Source organism: Actinoplanes derwentensis (genome assembly GCF_900104725.1).
GTDB lineage: Bacteria > Actinomycetota > Actinomycetes > Mycobacteriales > Micromonosporaceae > Actinoplanes > Actinoplanes derwentensis.
In genome coordinates this window covers 1,190,573-1,204,734 of sequence record NZ_LT629758.1, presented here as the reverse complement: position 1 = coordinate 1,204,734, position 14,162 = coordinate 1,190,573, and the positions used below count along the sequence as shown (strand labels likewise).

Annotated in this window: 11 protein-coding genes; 7 read left to right on the top strand and 4 right to left on the bottom strand. The window is 70.0% G+C overall.

The genetic code is table 11. The annotated features are described in order from the left end of the window. Window positions 1–75: 75 nt before the first annotated feature. Genes efeU through BLU81_RS05295 form a run of 4 tightly spaced genes read left to right on the top strand, consistent with a single transcriptional unit; the run spans window position 76 to window position 4,452 of the window. Window positions 76–924: an iron uptake transporter permease EfeU gene (gene efeU, locus BLU81_RS05310; protein WP_092542152.1), complete on the top strand. Its 849-nt coding sequence runs from the start codon at window positions 76–78 to the stop codon at window positions 922–924. A 10-nt stretch (window positions 925–934) separates the two neighbouring features. After that, window positions 935–2,077 carry an iron uptake system protein EfeO gene (gene efeO, locus BLU81_RS05305; protein WP_092542150.1) on the top strand — a complete coding sequence of 381 codons (1,143 nt, stop codon included), beginning with the start codon at window positions 935–937 and terminating at the stop codon, window positions 2,075–2,077. Then, a complete protein-coding gene (efeB, locus tag BLU81_RS05300; protein ID WP_092542148.1) occupies window positions 2,074–3,291 on the top strand; it encodes an iron uptake transporter deferrochelatase/peroxidase subunit in 1,218 nt (405 codons plus the stop codon). The genes efeO and efeB overlap by 4 nt, the downstream gene beginning before the upstream one ends. Before the next feature lie 15 nt (window positions 3,292–3,306). Then, window positions 3,307–4,452, top strand: coding sequence for a zinc-binding dehydrogenase (locus BLU81_RS05295; RefSeq protein WP_092542146.1), 1,146 nt, complete (start codon window positions 3,307–3,309; stop codon window positions 4,450–4,452). Between the two features lie 48 nt (window positions 4,453–4,500). On the opposite strand, the gene BLU81_RS05290 is transcribed toward BLU81_RS05295, so the two are convergent. Both BLU81_RS05290 and BLU81_RS05285 read right to left on the bottom strand, forming a co-directional pair. Further along, window positions 4,501–5,409 carry a phosphotransferase family protein gene (locus tag BLU81_RS05290; protein WP_092542144.1) on the bottom strand — a complete coding sequence of 303 codons (909 nt, stop codon included), beginning with the start codon at window positions 5,407–5,409 and terminating at the stop codon, window positions 4,501–4,503. A 5-nt stretch (window positions 5,410–5,414) separates the two neighbouring features. Continuing rightward, a complete protein-coding gene (locus BLU81_RS05285; RefSeq protein ID WP_092542142.1) occupies window positions 5,415–6,257 on the bottom strand; it encodes a hypothetical protein in 843 nt (280 codons plus the stop codon). Between the two features lie 68 nt (window positions 6,258–6,325). Between BLU81_RS05285 and BLU81_RS05280 the strand changes: the two genes are divergently transcribed. Both BLU81_RS05280 and BLU81_RS05275 read left to right on the top strand, forming a co-directional pair. Then, window positions 6,326–7,054, top strand: coding sequence for a helix-turn-helix domain-containing protein (locus BLU81_RS05280; protein WP_092542140.1), 729 nt, complete (start codon window positions 6,326–6,328; stop codon window positions 7,052–7,054). Then, window positions 7,047–7,634 carry a DinB family protein gene (locus BLU81_RS05275; protein ID WP_092542138.1) on the top strand — a complete coding sequence of 196 codons (588 nt, stop codon included), beginning with the start codon at window positions 7,047–7,049 and terminating at the stop codon, window positions 7,632–7,634. The genes BLU81_RS05280 and BLU81_RS05275 overlap by 8 nt, the downstream gene beginning before the upstream one ends. Before the next feature lie 30 nt (window positions 7,635–7,664). Here BLU81_RS05275 and BLU81_RS05270 read toward each other — a convergent pair whose 3' ends face one another. Next, on the bottom strand, window positions 7,665–9,920 hold the full coding sequence (locus tag BLU81_RS05270; protein WP_092556618.1) for a beta-L-arabinofuranosidase domain-containing protein: 2,256 nt from the start codon (window positions 9,918–9,920) through the stop codon (window positions 7,665–7,667). A 196-nt stretch (window positions 9,921–10,116) separates the two neighbouring features. Between BLU81_RS05270 and BLU81_RS05265 the strand changes: the two genes are divergently transcribed. After that, window positions 10,117–12,945, top strand: a complete 2,829-nt coding sequence (locus BLU81_RS05265; protein ID WP_172890494.1) for a PAS domain S-box protein — start codon at window positions 10,117–10,119, stop codon at window positions 12,943–12,945. On the opposite strand, the gene BLU81_RS05260 is transcribed toward BLU81_RS05265, so the two are convergent. Then, window positions 12,942–14,114 carry a Tad domain-containing protein gene (locus BLU81_RS05260; protein ID WP_157751281.1) on the bottom strand — a complete coding sequence of 391 codons (1,173 nt, stop codon included), beginning with the start codon at window positions 14,112–14,114 and terminating at the stop codon, window positions 12,942–12,944. The two genes, BLU81_RS05265 and BLU81_RS05260, sit on opposite strands and share 4 nt — an antisense overlap. Window positions 14,115–14,162: the final 48 nt, after the last annotated feature.

Here is a 14,162-nt window from a genome sequence, read left to right as displayed (position 1 = left end):
GGACAGCAAAGGTAGGCAACCCTAATCTACAGCTTGTAGAAGCAAGGTAAGGCAAGCCTAATCGGAGGGCGGTTCATGTTCGCCACCTACCTCATCGGACTGCGTGAGGGGCTGGAGGCCACTCTCGTGGTCAGTATCCTCATCGCGGCCCTGGCCAGGTCAGGGCGCCGCGACCGGCTGCCTCAGCTGTGGGCCGGGGTCGCCGTCGCGGTCGTGCTCTCCGTGGCGTTCGGGTGGCTGCTCAGCTACACCTCGACCACTCTGCTCCAGCAGTATGAGCAACGGGAACTGTTCGAGGCGATCACCTCACTGCTGGCCGTCGCCTTCGTCACCTGGATGATCTTCTGGATGCGCCGGGCCGCCCGATCCATCGCGGGTGAACTGCGCGGCAAGCTCGACCAGGCACTGAACCTCGGATCCGTCGCGGTCGCCCTGATGGCGTTCCTCGCGGTCGTCCGGGAGGGCCTGGAGACGTCCCTGATCTTCTACTCGGCGGTCCAGGGCGCCTCGGACAACACCGGTCCGCTGTATGCATTGCTCGGCGGCATCGCCACGTCCATCTTGATCGGCTGGATCATGTATGCGACCACGGTCCGGATCAACCTGAGCGTCTTCTTCACCTGGACCGGTGTCCTGCTCATCCTGGTGGCCGCCGGAATTCTCAAGTACGGCGTGCACGACTTCCAAGAGGCGGGCGTCCTGCCCGGACTGAACACCTTGGCGTACGACATCAGTACGGTCCTGGATCCGTCGGCCTGGTACACCGCCCTGCTCACCGGCATGTTCAACGTCACCCCGACCGCGAGTGTGCTGGAGACCGTGGCCTGGGGCGCGTACGCCGTACCCGTCCTGCTGCTCTTCCTCCGCCCGCAGAAGAACAAGCACCAGCAAGGGCTCAAGCCCACCCCCGTTCCGCAGCCCTAGGAGAATCCGCGTGCGCACCACCCCTCTGCTCGCCCTCGCGACGGTCACCGCGCTCGGCGCGTCGCTGACCGCCTGCAGCTCCGGCGAACCCGGCGCCGACAACGCTGACAACGCGGCAGGCGGCCCGATCACGGTCCAGGCCACCGACACCGCCTGCGAGGTGGCCACCACCACCGTCAACGCCGGGACCAGCGTCTTCGCCATCAGCAACAAGGGCCAGAAGGTCACCGAGTTCTACGTCTACGCCACCGGCGACCGGGTGATGGCCGAGGTCGAGAACATCGCCCCGGGCCTGTCCCGCAACCTGCACGTCGAGCTGCCGGCCGGCACCTACGAGACCGCGTGCAAGCCGGGCATGATCGGCAAGGGCATCCGCGGGCAGCTCACCGTCTCCGGCTCGGCCGCCCCGCTGACCGACGACGCCGCGCTGCTGGCCGCGACCGAGAGCTACCAGCGGTACGTGAAGAGCCAGACCGCCGCCCTGCTGGAGAAGACGACCGAGTTCGTGCAGGCGGTCAAGGACGGCAAAGCCGACGAGGCGAAGGCGCTGTTCCCGATCGCCCGCACCTACTGGGAGCGGATCGAGCCGGTCGCTGAGATCTTCGGGGACCTGGACCCGCGCATCGACGGCCGCGAGGAGGTCACCGAGGAGGGCCTGACCTTCGGCGGCTTCCACCGGATCGAGAAGGACCTGTGGGAGACCAAGGACATCTCGAAGTCCGGTCCGATCGCCGATCAACTGTTGACCGACGTCAAGGAGATCGTCGCCAAGGCGAACGCCGAGAAGCTCTCCCCGCTGCAGCTCGCCAACGGCGCGAAGGCCCTGCTCGACGAGGTCGCCAGCGGCAAGATCACCGGCGAGGAGGACCGCTACTCGCACACCGACCTGTGGGACTTCAACGCCAACATCGAAGGCTCCAAGGCGGCCATCGCCGCGCTGCGCCCGGTCCTCGAGGAGCGTGACCCGGAGCTGGTCAAGACCCTGGACACCGAGTTCGCCAACGTGGACACCGCGTTGAGCGCGCACCGCTCCGGCGACGGCTGGAAGCTGCACACCGACCTGACCGAAGCCGACCTGAAGACGCTGTCCGACGCGATCAACGCCCTGGCCGAGCCGATCAGCAAGGTCGCGGCCGTGGTCTCCGGCAAATGACGCCGATCTCCCGGCGGCGCGCCCTCACCCTGGCCGGGGTGGGAGCGTCCGCCGCGGTCCTGGCCAGTGCCTGCGACGATCCGAAACCGGAGACCGACGAGGTCGCCTTCACCGGCGAGCACCAGGCCGGCATCGTCACCCCGGCCCAGGACCGGCTGCACTTCGTCGCCCTCGACGTCACCACCAAGGACCGCGACCGGCTGATCAAGGTACTCAAGGACTGGACGGCCGCCGCCGCCCGGATGACCGCCGGGCGCGACGCCGGCGAGATCGGCGCGGTCGACGGCATTCCGGAAGCGCCGCCGGACGACACCGGTGAGGCGCTCGGGCTGCCGCCTTCCCATCTGACCATCACCGTCGGGTTCGGGCCCACCCTGTTCGACCGGTTCGGGCTCGCCGCGCAGCGACCGGCCGCGCTGGAGGAACTCCCCCGGTTCACCGGCGACACCCTCGACGCCGCGCTCTCCGGTGGGGACATCGCGATCCAGGCCTGCGCCGACGATCCCCAGGTCGCGGTGCACGCGGTCCGCAACCTGATCCGGATCGGAATGGGCGCGGTCAGTGTCCGGTGGTCGCAGCTCGGTTTCGGCCGGACCTCGTCGACGAGCACCGGCCAGGCCACCCCGCGCAACCTGTTCGGTTTCAAGGACGGCACCCGCAACCTCAAGGCCGAGGAGACCGGCGCGCTGCGCGACCATCTGTGGGTGCAGCCGGGTGACGGGCCGGCCTGGCTGGACGGCGGGTCGTACCTGGTCACCCGCAAGATCCGGATGCTGATCGAGACCTGGGACCGGTCGTCACTGACCGAACAGGAGACCATCGTCGGCCGCTACAAGGGCTCCGGGGCGCCGCTCGGCACCGAGGACGAGTTCGACGACGTCGACTTCACCTCGGTCGGCGCCGACGGCCAGCCGCTGCTGCCCACCACCGCGCACGTGCGGCTCGCGCATCCGGACACCAACAGCGGGGCGCGGATGCTGCGCCGCGGCTACAACTTCGTGGACGGCTCGGACGGGCTGGGGCGGTTGAACGCCGGGCTGTTCTTCATCGCCTACCAGCGGGATCCGCGGACCGCGTTCATCCCGGTGCAGCGCAGCCTGGCGGCGCAGGACGAGATGAACGAGTATGTACGGCACGTATCGAGCGCCCTCTTCGCCTGCCCGCCCGGGGTGACCGGACCGGACGACTACTGGGGGCGAGCGCTCTTCGGATAGCTGGAGGCTGGTTTCATGCGGGCCGTCGCCGTTCACGATGCGGAACTGTCGGTGGTCGAGCGTCCCGTTCCGGAGCCGGGGCGCGGGCAGGTGCTGGTGAAGGTGCTGCGGGCCGGGATCTGCGGCTCCGACCTGCACGTACGGCACGACGCGGACGGCAGCGCCGACATCGCGGCCGAGGTCGGCTACCCCGACTTCATGCGGCGGTCCGACGAGGTGGTGCTCGGGCACGAGTTCACCGGCGTGATCGTCGCCTACGGGCCGGGTTGCCGGGCACGCGTGCCGGTCGGCCGACACGTGGTGACGCTGCCGTTGATTCGTGTTGACGGCAAGGTGCACATGATCGGGCTGTCAACACATGCACCAGGTGGATTCGCCGAGTACGTGTTGACCGACGAGGACGCGTTGATGCCCGTACCGCACGGGGTTGATCCTGATCTCGCGGTGTTGACTGAACCGCTCGCCGTCGCCCACCACGCCGTCCGGATGGGTGGCGCCCGCCGCTCGGACCCCGCCGTCGTCGTCGGTTGCGGTCCGATCGGCCTAGCGGTGATCCTCCTTCTCAAAGCCGCCGGGGTACGTCACATCGTGGCCAGCGACTTCTCCGAATCCCGGCGGGAGCTGGCGAAACGCTGCGGCGCGCACGTGGTCGTCGACCCGGCGTCGGACTCGCCGTGGGCGCACTCAGGCGACGGTCCGGGCGTCATCCGGAGCGCGCCCGCCTATTACGGCACCGGCCTGGAGGCGTTGCACGCGTTACGCGGGGTGCCGCTGCTGCCGTGGCGGCGGGTCATGCGGACGGCGAAACGGTTCGGGGCCGGACCGCGCGGCCCGGTGGTGTTCGAGTGTGTCGGGCTGCCCGGCGTGATCGAGGAGATCGTCTCGAACACCCCGTTCCTGTCGACGGTCGTGGTGGTCGGAGTGTGCATGCGCCCCGACACGTTCCGCCCGACGATGGCGATCAACAAGGAACTGCAGTTGCGGTTCTCGTTCTGCTACGACCCGGCCGACTTCGACGAGACGCTGCGGATGATCGCCCGCGGCCGGATCGATGCCCGCGCCCTGATCAGCCGGGTGATCGGCCTGTCCGAGGTGCCGGCCGCTTTCGACGACCTGGCCGCCGCCCGAGACGCCAAGATCCTGATCGACCCGTCCCGCTGACCGAGATCGATCAGCGGAACGGCAGCCCGGGCGGGGGCGGGCGGGGAGTCAGAGGTGCCGCGACCACCGGGCCGTTTCGTCGCCGGCCAGGTAGGTCCGGAGCCGGTGCGCCTGGTTCTCGGCGACCTCAGGGCGCCCGGCCAGCCCTTCGAACACGCTGGTGGCGAGCTGCAGGTCCCGGATGTCGCGCAGCAGCGGCCACGCCGGGGACCCGGTCAGGTCGAACCCGTAGGCGGCGGCGAACTCCCGGTACGGCTCGGCCGGATCGCCGAACCGGACGACACTGTGCGCCAGCGGCACGTGATCCCACTCGCGCGGGCCGACCGCCAGCGAGTCGAAGTCGCACAGCCGGCCGGCCAGCAGGTTGCCGACGTGCGCGTCCCCGTGGATGACGCCCGGCGGAAGTTCCCACGTCGCCGCGGCGATCCGCCGATCCAGCTCGGCGCACTGTGCGGTGAGACGCCCGACCAGGGTGTCGAGTCGCATCCCGGCCCGCTCCACCGCCCAGGCCCGGGTGAAGTCGTCCCCGGCCGCCGAGAGCCGATGCCTGACCGACGTCATCGGTGACCAGGCCGGCAGGAAGGTGACCGGTTCGGTGATGGCATGGATCCGGGCGAGCGGCTCCACCAGCTCCACAGCGGCCGGGCGGCCCGGCGGGTGCGGCAGGTAGTGCCACACGGTCGCCACCCAGTCCCCGGCGACGACCGGCTGCACGATGTCGTCCACCAGTTCGACAGCCGGTACCCCGTGCCGGTGCAGCAATGCCGTGCCCGCGACGACCCGGGCCGCCCGCTGCCGTGCCGGTTCGCCCCGGTTCAGCCGGATCACCCGGTCGCCGAGGCGGTACACGGCGTTCATCGTGAACCGGATCAGCCGGGCTTCGCCACTGGTCAGGCCGCACTGCTCACGGATCATGGCGAGTCCGCGAGCCGGTTCGGCGGTCAAGGAGGTGGGCACGGTTCTCAGATCCGGCCGTACGACACCAAGGTGTTGATCGCCTGCAGTGTCACCATGCCGCGCCACTCCAGCTTCGACGCCGCCGACGGCGGCTCCCACGTGACCGGCCAGCCGCCGTCCTCCTGCTGGGCGGCGGCCAGGTGGTCCAGGTGCGCGCCGAGCTGATCTTCGGTGAAGTGGGCGCGCCACGGGGAGCCGACGGTGGGAGCCACGTGCAGTGGGGTCAACCCGTACGCCCCCGGGTTGGGGGTCCGGTGGAACAACGGGTGTGCGGTCAGCTGATCCAGAACGGCCGGCGCGGCCCGCTGTGCCCGGTCACGGTCCGGGACGTGGGCCAGGAAGACCAGCACCTCGGACAGCCCGTGGGCCTCGTCGGGCAGCTTGCCGGAGTCGATCGCGTTCCAGCAGAAGCTGGTCGCCGCCGTTCGCCACGGGTGATCGAAATCGAGCCGGTGGAGCAGCCCGGCCAGGCCCGCGGTCGGGTTGACGCCGGGCGCGTACGTCCAGTCGGTCCAGTGCGCGGCCCGCGGGAAGTCCTCGATCACCGGGAAGGCGAGCGGGACCGCGCCGTCGATCGTGACGGTGGTCAGGTAGTCGCAGGCCGGGCCGAGGAGTTCCGGCGGCGCGACGCCCGCGGTGGCCAGGGCCTGGAAGGCGATCTCCACGTCGATCGGGAGGCTGGCCGGGCAGCGTTTGTCCGGTTCCAGGCCGTGACCGAAACCGCCGTCGGCGTTCTGATAGGCGCGCAGCGCGCTGACCACCCCGTCCCGGCGAGCGGCGAAGAGGTGCCGCTCCAGCAGTCGTGCCTCACGGTCCAGGAACAGGCTTGCGGTGAGAAGAGCGCTCATGGGGGTAACGCTAGGGTGTCCGGCGCCGCCGGGCTTGTCGGAAACGGACGCCGGGAATACTGGCAATCATGGCCTACGCCGAAGGGGAGCCGCCCGCGTCGCTGCGGGCCGCGGTGGTGTGCCTGTGGCGCCGGGACGCCGAGCCCGACCCCACGCCGAGTCTGATCCTGCCGGACGGCTGTGTCGATCTGATCTGGCAGAGCGGGCGCGGCGTCTTCCTGGCCGGCCCCGACACCCGCCCCGTCACGGCGGATCAACGGCCAGGTCACATTCTCCGGGGGGTACGTCTGCAGCCCGGCGCCGGCGGCCCGGTCCTGGGACTGCCCCTCGATCCCCTGCGCAACCTCCGGGTCGACCTGGCCGACCTGCACCCGTCCGCGGCCCGCCACGTGCACGGTGACCTGCATCCGGACGAGGCGCTGCGCCGTCTGGTCGCGCTGACCGGGTCGTTCGCCGAACAGCGCCCGCCGGATCCGGTGCTGCTGGCGGCGGCCCGTCTGCTGGACGACCCGGCGGCCCGCGTCCACGAACTGGGCACCCACCTGGACCTCAGTGAACGCCAGTTGCGGCGCCGGTTCACGGCGGCTGTCGGGTACGGCCCGAAGACCCTGCACCGGGTGCTGCGATTCCGCCGGTTCCTGACCATGCTCGACGCGTCCCCGGCCACCGGGCTCGCCGAACTGGCGGTCCGGGCCGGTTACGCCGATCAGGCCCACCTGACCCGGGACGCGGTCCAGCTGGCCGGCCGGCCGCCCGCCGCCCTGGCCCGGATGCGGAAGACTCGCGGGCATGACTGATCCGAACGATCCCAAAGCCGCCCTGCACCACTACCTCAAGGAGAACCGGGACGCCCTGATCGGGAAACTCGACGGGCTGAGCGAACGGGACGCCCGGCTCCCCCGCACCGGGACCGGCAACAACTTCCTGGGCCTGATCAAGCACTGCCTCAACGTGGAAGCCGGCTACTTCGGGCCGACGTTCGGGCGGGAGTTCCCGGACAGCGCGGAACTGATCCCGCTGTCGGCCTACGACGAGGACCCGCAGGCCGACTGGTACGCGCGGGCGGACGAGACGAAGGACGGGCTGATCGACCTGTATCGCCGGGTCGCCGTGTTCACCGACCAGACGATCGACCAGTTGCCGCTGGACGCGCCGGGACAGGTGCCGTGGTGGCGGCCGGGCGAGCAGGCGGTGACCCTGCAGCGGATCATCATCCATGTGACCGCCGACCTGGCCCGGCACGCCGGTCACGCCGACATCCTGCGCGAACAGCACGACCAGACGGTCGGCTGGCGGACGGAGGGCAGCAGCGTGCCCGACGGCTACGACTGGCCGGCGTACGTCGCCAAGCTGACGACACTGGCCGGCCAGTTCTGAGCCCGCGGTCGGATCCCGTGCCGGGACGGCTCAGACGAACCGCCACAGGTTGTCGGCGGAACCGTTGTCGGCGTCCTGGATCACCTGGGCGCCCTGGGCGGTGCTGCCGTTCAGGACGCCGAGGAGTTTGCCACTGTTGACGTTGCGGATCTTGTAGGTGCCGTTGCCCTGGTCGAGCAGGGTCCAGCGGTGGTCGGCGGTGCCGTTGTCGTCCCACTGCAGGACGCGGGCGTTGTCGGCGGTGGACATGTTCTCCACCCCGAGAACCCGGCCGCTGTTGAGGTTACGGAAGCGGACTGCCGTGCCGTCGGTGACACGTACCCAGAAATGGTCCGCTGTTCCGGTGTTTCCCCAGACCAGCGCGAGACCACCGTTGACGGTCGACATGTCCTTGACGCCGAGGACCAGGCCGGTGGCGTTGTTGACGATCCGGTAGGCGGGCGTGGTCAGCCAGTAGACCGTGTAGTTGAAGCCGTGCGCGTCCTGGAACGGCACCAGGTTCACGGTGGCGCCGTTGGCGGTCGCGCTGGTCGAGGTGACTGAGGAGGCGGTGAGCGCCGGAGGAGCGGCCAGGGCGGTGTCGCCGTAGTTGCCGGCGAGCACGGTGGGCCCGTACACGATCGCCTTGAGGTCGGGGTTGTCGTTGGCGGAACGCAGCAGCACGCTCATCGGCAGCCGCACGACGATGACGTCCCCGGCGGCCCAGGTCCGGGTGATCGTGGCGTAGGTGCCGGGGGTCGTGGTCACCGTCTGCGCGGCGCCGTTGACGGTGATACTCGCACCGCTGGTCCACGACGGGATCCGCACTCGAACACCCCACGAGCCGCTCATCGTCCCGGACAACGTCAGTGTGGTGGTGTCGCTCGCCGGGAAGGTGGTGCTCTGGGTGACGGTGATCCCGCGCTGCGACCACGTCAACACTGACGGTGCGAACAGGTTGATGGTCAATGTTGATCCGCTGTAGAAGTAGATCGACTCCATCAGCCTGGTGTTGACCTCGACACCGGTGCCCTGACAGCACCAGAAGCTGGCGTAGTCGGTGCTCCACGTGCCGCCGCCCCACGCAGGGCCGACACCCCGCCGCCCACCGGCCCGTAACGGGGTGAAATAGGTGACGTGGCCGTGCTCGCTGAAACGATCTTGAGCGCCGACCACGTGGTTGAGCAGCGCCTGCTCGTAGAAGTCGAAGTAGGCGGCCCGGTCCGGTTCGGTCAGCCACAGCTCCCGGGTCAGGCGCAGCATGTTGACCGAGTTGCAGTGCTCGCAGGTGTCGTCGGTCAGATACCCGGAGATCGCGTTCGCCGGCCGGAAGTGCTCGGCCTGGCTGTTGCCGCCGATGGCGAAGGTGTGCGCGCCGACCGTGATGTTCCAGGCGTTGCGGGCGATGTCCCGATAGCGGGTGATGCCGGTGGCCTTGTACTCGCGGGCCGCCCCGATCCATTTCGGGACCTGGGTGTTGGCGTGCAGGCCGTTGAGGCTGTCGGTGTTCGCGGCGAGCGGGTCGAAGACAGCGGTGTGGTCGAAGCGCTGCGCCACGGTCAGCCAGCGGGCGTCGCCGGTCTGCTGGAAGAGGTCGGTGAGCACGGCGTTCATCCCGCCGAACTCGGTGCCGAGCATGGCCTGGCGCTGGGCCGCGGTCAGCGCGGCGGTCCGGGTGTCGACCCATCCGGCGAGGGCGAGCAGCACGGTACGGGCCTGGGTGTTGCCGTTGTACCGCCAGACGTCGAGCAGTCCCGCGAGGGTCTTGTGCACGCAGTAGTAGGGCACGTTCCCGTTGGTGAGGGTGCGTGCCTCCAGAGCGGTGAAGTCGGACTCCGGGAAGCCACTGAGGTAACCGTTGGAAGCCTGACATTTGGCCAGTTCAGCGACCATGTAGTCAGCCTTGTCACGGCAGACGGTGTCGCCGAGCACGGCCCACGCCTGGGCCCAGGCGGTCAGGAAGTGACCCTGCACGTGGCTGCGGAACGGGAAGGACGGTGCGTCCCAGCCGCCGTTGGCGGCAGCGCCACCGGTGGACCGGCCGTGGTTGGCCCGGAAGACGTAGAGCAGCCGGTCGGCGTCGACGAACCGCAGGTAGCTGAGGGTTCGGGTCTGGTTGTCCAGTAGTCGGCCGGCGGTCAGGCGGACCTGGCCGAGCGGGAACGGGTACGCGGAGACGCCGAGGTCGGCGCGGACCGGCGGGAGTTCGGCGGCGGACGCCGGGCCGGGGTTCAGCAGGACGGTGCCGGCGGTCGAAGCGGCCGCGGCGCTGAGGAGGGCGCGGCGGGAGACGGGGAGCGGGGACATCGGGCCTCCGAGTCAGAGTGTTAGCGATAAACAGCCGTGCGCCGACCCCGGGGACGGCCGGAGATCGACATCGATTGTTATCGCTCACACTGAAACATCACAGAAACATCGATGTCAATGCGGGCCCAGTTGTCAAGTCTGCGGCCAGGATGCCGACTTACCAGACGTGGCAGGACAGACGGCAGAGCTCAGCACGGTGATTCAGGATCCGGCGCGGCTGGCGCAGGTCGACGCGACCGGGCTGGTGGACGGCGCGCCCTCCGAGGCGCTGCAGCGGCTCACCGTCCTGGCGTCGCGGCTGCTCGGCGCACCGGTGTCGGCGGTGTCGCTGGTCGGGGCCGACCGGCAGTTCTTCACCGCCGAGACCGGGCTGGCCGGCGAGCTGGCCGCGGCCCGGCAGTTCCCGCTGTCGCACTCGTACTGCAAACACGTGGTGGAGTCCGGGCGGACGCTCGTCGTCGACGACGCCCGGATCGACCCGGATCTGGCCGGCAACCCGTCGATCGAGGCGTACGAGGCGGTCGCCTATCTCGGGGTGCCGCTGCGCTCCCCGGCCCAGGCGGTGCTCGGCACGCTTTGTGTCGTCGACCGCCGGCCCCGCTCGTGGTCGGCCGCCGACGTCGAGCTGATGGAGGATCTCGGGCTGGCCGCCGCCTCCGAGATCGCCGCCCGGATGGCCTCGTACGCGACCGAGCAGCTCGCCGCCCGGTCGCAGCGGTTCCTCGACACCACCCTGGACGCCTTCATCGCCGGTGACAGCCAGGGCATCGTCACCGGCTGGAACCACGCCGCCGAACGGACCTTCGGCTGGACCAGCGCCGAGGCCATCGGCCGGCCGGTCGTCGACCTGATCCTGCCGGAACCGCGGCGGGGCGACGAGGCCTGGATCCAGAGCACCACCGCCGCCACCATGAGCGGTCAGCGTGTCGAACTGGAACTGCTGCACCGCGACGGCCGGGTCTTCCCCGCCGAGATGGCGCTGTCGGTGCTTGTCGAACCGGACGGGCACGCCTTCCACACCTTCGTCCGGGACATCTCCGACCGCAAGCGCACCCAGCACCTACGGGACACCGAACAGGCTGTCTCGGGCATCCTGCTCCAGGCCGGCACGGCCCAGGAGGCCGCCCGGGACGTGGTCACCGGACTGGGCGGCCGGCTCGGCTGGCCGTACCTCGAATACTGGCACCGCACCCCCGACCAGTCCTGCCTGGAACGGCTCGCGGTCTACAGCGCCGACCCGAAGATCGCCGTGCTGATGGAGGTGACGGTGGCGTACGCGCCAGGGGTCGGGGTCCCGGGAACGGTGTGGGCGGCCGGCGCCTCGCAGTGGATCGCCGACCTGCCGTCCAGCGGTCTGCCGCGGGCCGCCGAAGCCGGGAAGGCCGGCCTGCACGCGGTCGCCGCCGTGCCGGTCCGGGACGGCACCGACGTCGTCGGCGTGCTCATGATCGCCGACCATCAGCGGCACGACGTCCGCGACGACGAGCTGATCGCCAGCCTGGAGAGCGTGTCGGCGTACATCGGCCAGGCCGTGCAGCGCCGCCGGGCCGCCGACCTGGACCGGGAGCTGGCAGTCGCCCGGGACGCCCTGGCCCGGATCGTCGACAACATCACCGACTTCCTGTGGACCGTGGAACTGCTCCCGGACGGGACCGCCCGCACCGTCCACGCCCAGGGCAACGTCGACACGTTCTTCGGCGCCAGCCTGGAGACGATCACCGCCGAAGCCGACCTCACCCGGCATCTGTACCGCACGATCCACCAGGACGACCGGGCGACCTATCTCCGGTTCGTCGATCAGCTCCGCGACGGCGTCCAGGCCGAGGTCGAGTGCCGGATGGCCGGTGCGGACGGTGTCACCCGCTGGATCTGGACCCGCGGTGTGCCCCGCCGCGACGGCGACCTGCTCTTCGTCGACGGGCTCTGCTCCGACGTCACCGAACGTCACCGGGCCAAGGCGATCGCCGAGCAGCAGGCCGAACTGCTGCGGCTCGCCCCGATCGCGGTGATCGTCCGCGACCTCGACTCGAGGATCATCGGCTGGAACACCGGTGCCGAACTCACCTACGGCTGGCCGTCCAGTGCCGTCGTCGGCAAGAGCAGCGACCGGCTGCTCGACACCCGGTACCCCACCGACCGGGCCGAGGTCGACACCGCCCTGGACGCCGAGGGCCGCTGGGAGGGCGAACTCGACCAGCTGCGCGCCGACGGCAGCCGCCTCACCGTGCACAGCCACCAGTCGGTGCAGTACGACGACTACGGCGCGCCGGCCGCGATCCTCGAAGTCAACCTGGACGTCACCGACCGGCGCAAGGCCGAGACCGCACTCGCCGACCGTGAGCGGCTGCTGCACGCGCAGTTCGCCCTCTCCACCGTAGGGCAGGCCATGCTGCACGTCGACGGCACCGTCCTGCAGGCCAATCCGGCGCTCGCCGACATCCTGGGTTACGCCCCCGACGCCCTCGCCGGCCGCACCATCGACAGCCTCACCCACCCCGAGGACCGGCACCTGAACTGGGCGGCCGCCGCCGGGCTGTTCGTCGGCGACTCGGCCACCGACCGGCACCAGCGGTTGATCGCCGCCGACGGCCGGATCGTCGAGGCGCAGATCGGCGTGTCGATGCTGCGCGACCACCTGGACCGGCCGGCCACGATCATCACCGCGGTCACCGACATCTCGGCCCGGGTGGCCGCCGAACGCGACCGCGACGTGGCCAACCGGGCCCTCGGTGAGCGCAACGCCGAGCTCCAGCACACCAACACCGCGCTCGCCGAGGCCGACGCGATGAAGCGCGACCTGATGAGCATCCTGTCCCACGAGATCCGGACCCCGCTGACCACGATCAGCGGTTACGCCGAGACGCTGCTCGGCGGTGCCGACGAACTCGCACCGCAGCAGCAGCGCGCGGTCACCGCCATCGCCCGGTCGGTGTCCCGGCTGGACAACCTGTGCCAGGAGGTGCTCCGGGTCTGCTCCCTGCCACCCGGCGAGCGGGCCCTGGAACAACAGAAGAACGATTCCTAGCCGGTACGCCCGATCACGGTCGCACCGAAGTTGGGCCCGGTACCGAACACCGGCCTGCTGTGCGGGACCAGTGTCTTGGTGAAGTAGCCGTAGATGCAGGCCGCGGTGGTGCAGAGCAGCGTGGTGAGGGCGGCCAGCAGGCCGCCGCTGAGGATGCTGCTCACCGAGTTCACCACGCCGGGGATCAACGTCGAGTAGCCGGTGACGACGAACGGCGCGAACCCGACGATGTGGTACTGCGGGGCCAGCGAGATCAACTCCGGCACGATCTTGTCGAAGATCGGCACCAGGAACGGGCCCTTGCCCACCTTCGCCTGTAGCTTCTGCGCGCAGATCGTGCCGATGAGCAGGCCGGACAGCAGGAACGACCGGGGCAGGTCGTCGACCTTCAGATCCATCATGCATTCGCTGTCCGGCGGGGTCAGATCCGGGTACTGCAGCCAGACGTAGCCGCGTGGCACGGTCAGGTCGACCGGGGTGGTACAGGACGGCAGCGGCAGGCCGAGCGCGGTCAGCGGCAACACCTGCGGGATCGGGCTGTCCACGCCGGGTGTCGGGCTGGGCAGGCCGATCAGCTGGAACAGGCCGATGTCGTTGAGCAACGTACCGAGCGGGTTGTAGAAGACCGTCCCGTTGCTGGTCATCCGCTTCCAGTCACACAGCGAGATGCCGAGGGCGAACACCTTCTCGACGGCCGGCGGGCCCCACGCGACCCGGGCGCACGCCCCGACCTGGGTGCCCTGGTAATGGCCGTCGGTGACGGACTTCGCGAAGACCGGCGGGATCAGGGTGCCACCGGCCGACGTGACAGTGCTGGTCCGCACCTCCACCCAGTTCCCCTTGCCGAACCCGGCCGGCACGACAGGCGGCGGCGGGCACGCCTTCGGGGTGTTCCACACCGGGCAGCCGGTGTCGTCGAAGCAGATCTTGGCGTCGGACTTGGTGTCCTTGGCGTTCTTCCCGGCGTACGTCACCGCGACCGGGGTCTGCACCGCCGGCGTACAGGAGGTGGGATCCTTCACGCAGTTGATCGCGACCTTGAACGACGCCGAGTCCGCGCCGGTGATCAGCTGCTCGCGCTCGTTGTAGAGCAGCCCGACGTCGATCACGAGCGCGCACATACCGGCCAGGACCGAACTGCCGAGGAAGATCGCGAAGATCACCGCCACGGCGCCGTGCTCGGAGTCCCGTGACCACCGTCCCCGTCGCCTGCGCCG

Bases quoted from the DNA above. Each gene is read 5' to 3' on its own strand.
- efeB (WP_092542148.1), top strand. From the start codon at position 2,074: ATGACGCCGATCTCCCGGCGGCGCGCCCTCACCCTGGCCGGGGTGGGA.
- BLU81_RS05285 (WP_092542142.1), bottom strand. From the start codon at position 6,257: ATGAGCGCTCTTCTCACCGCAAGCCTGTTCCTGGACCGTGAGGCACGA.
- BLU81_RS05280 (WP_092542140.1), top strand. From the start codon at position 6,326: ATGGCCTACGCCGAAGGGGAGCCGCCCGCGTCGCTGCGGGCCGCGGTG.
- BLU81_RS05295 (WP_092542146.1), top strand. From the start codon at position 3,307: ATGCGGGCCGTCGCCGTTCACGATGCGGAACTGTCGGTGGTCGAGCGT.
- efeU (WP_092542152.1), top strand. From the start codon at position 76: ATGTTCGCCACCTACCTCATCGGACTGCGTGAGGGGCTGGAGGCCACT.
- BLU81_RS05270 (WP_092556618.1), bottom strand. From the start codon at position 9,920: ATGTCCCCGCTCCCCGTCTCCCGCCGCGCCCTCCTCAGCGCCGCGGCC.
- BLU81_RS05275 (WP_092542138.1), top strand. From the start codon at position 7,047: ATGACTGATCCGAACGATCCCAAAGCCGCCCTGCACCACTACCTCAAG.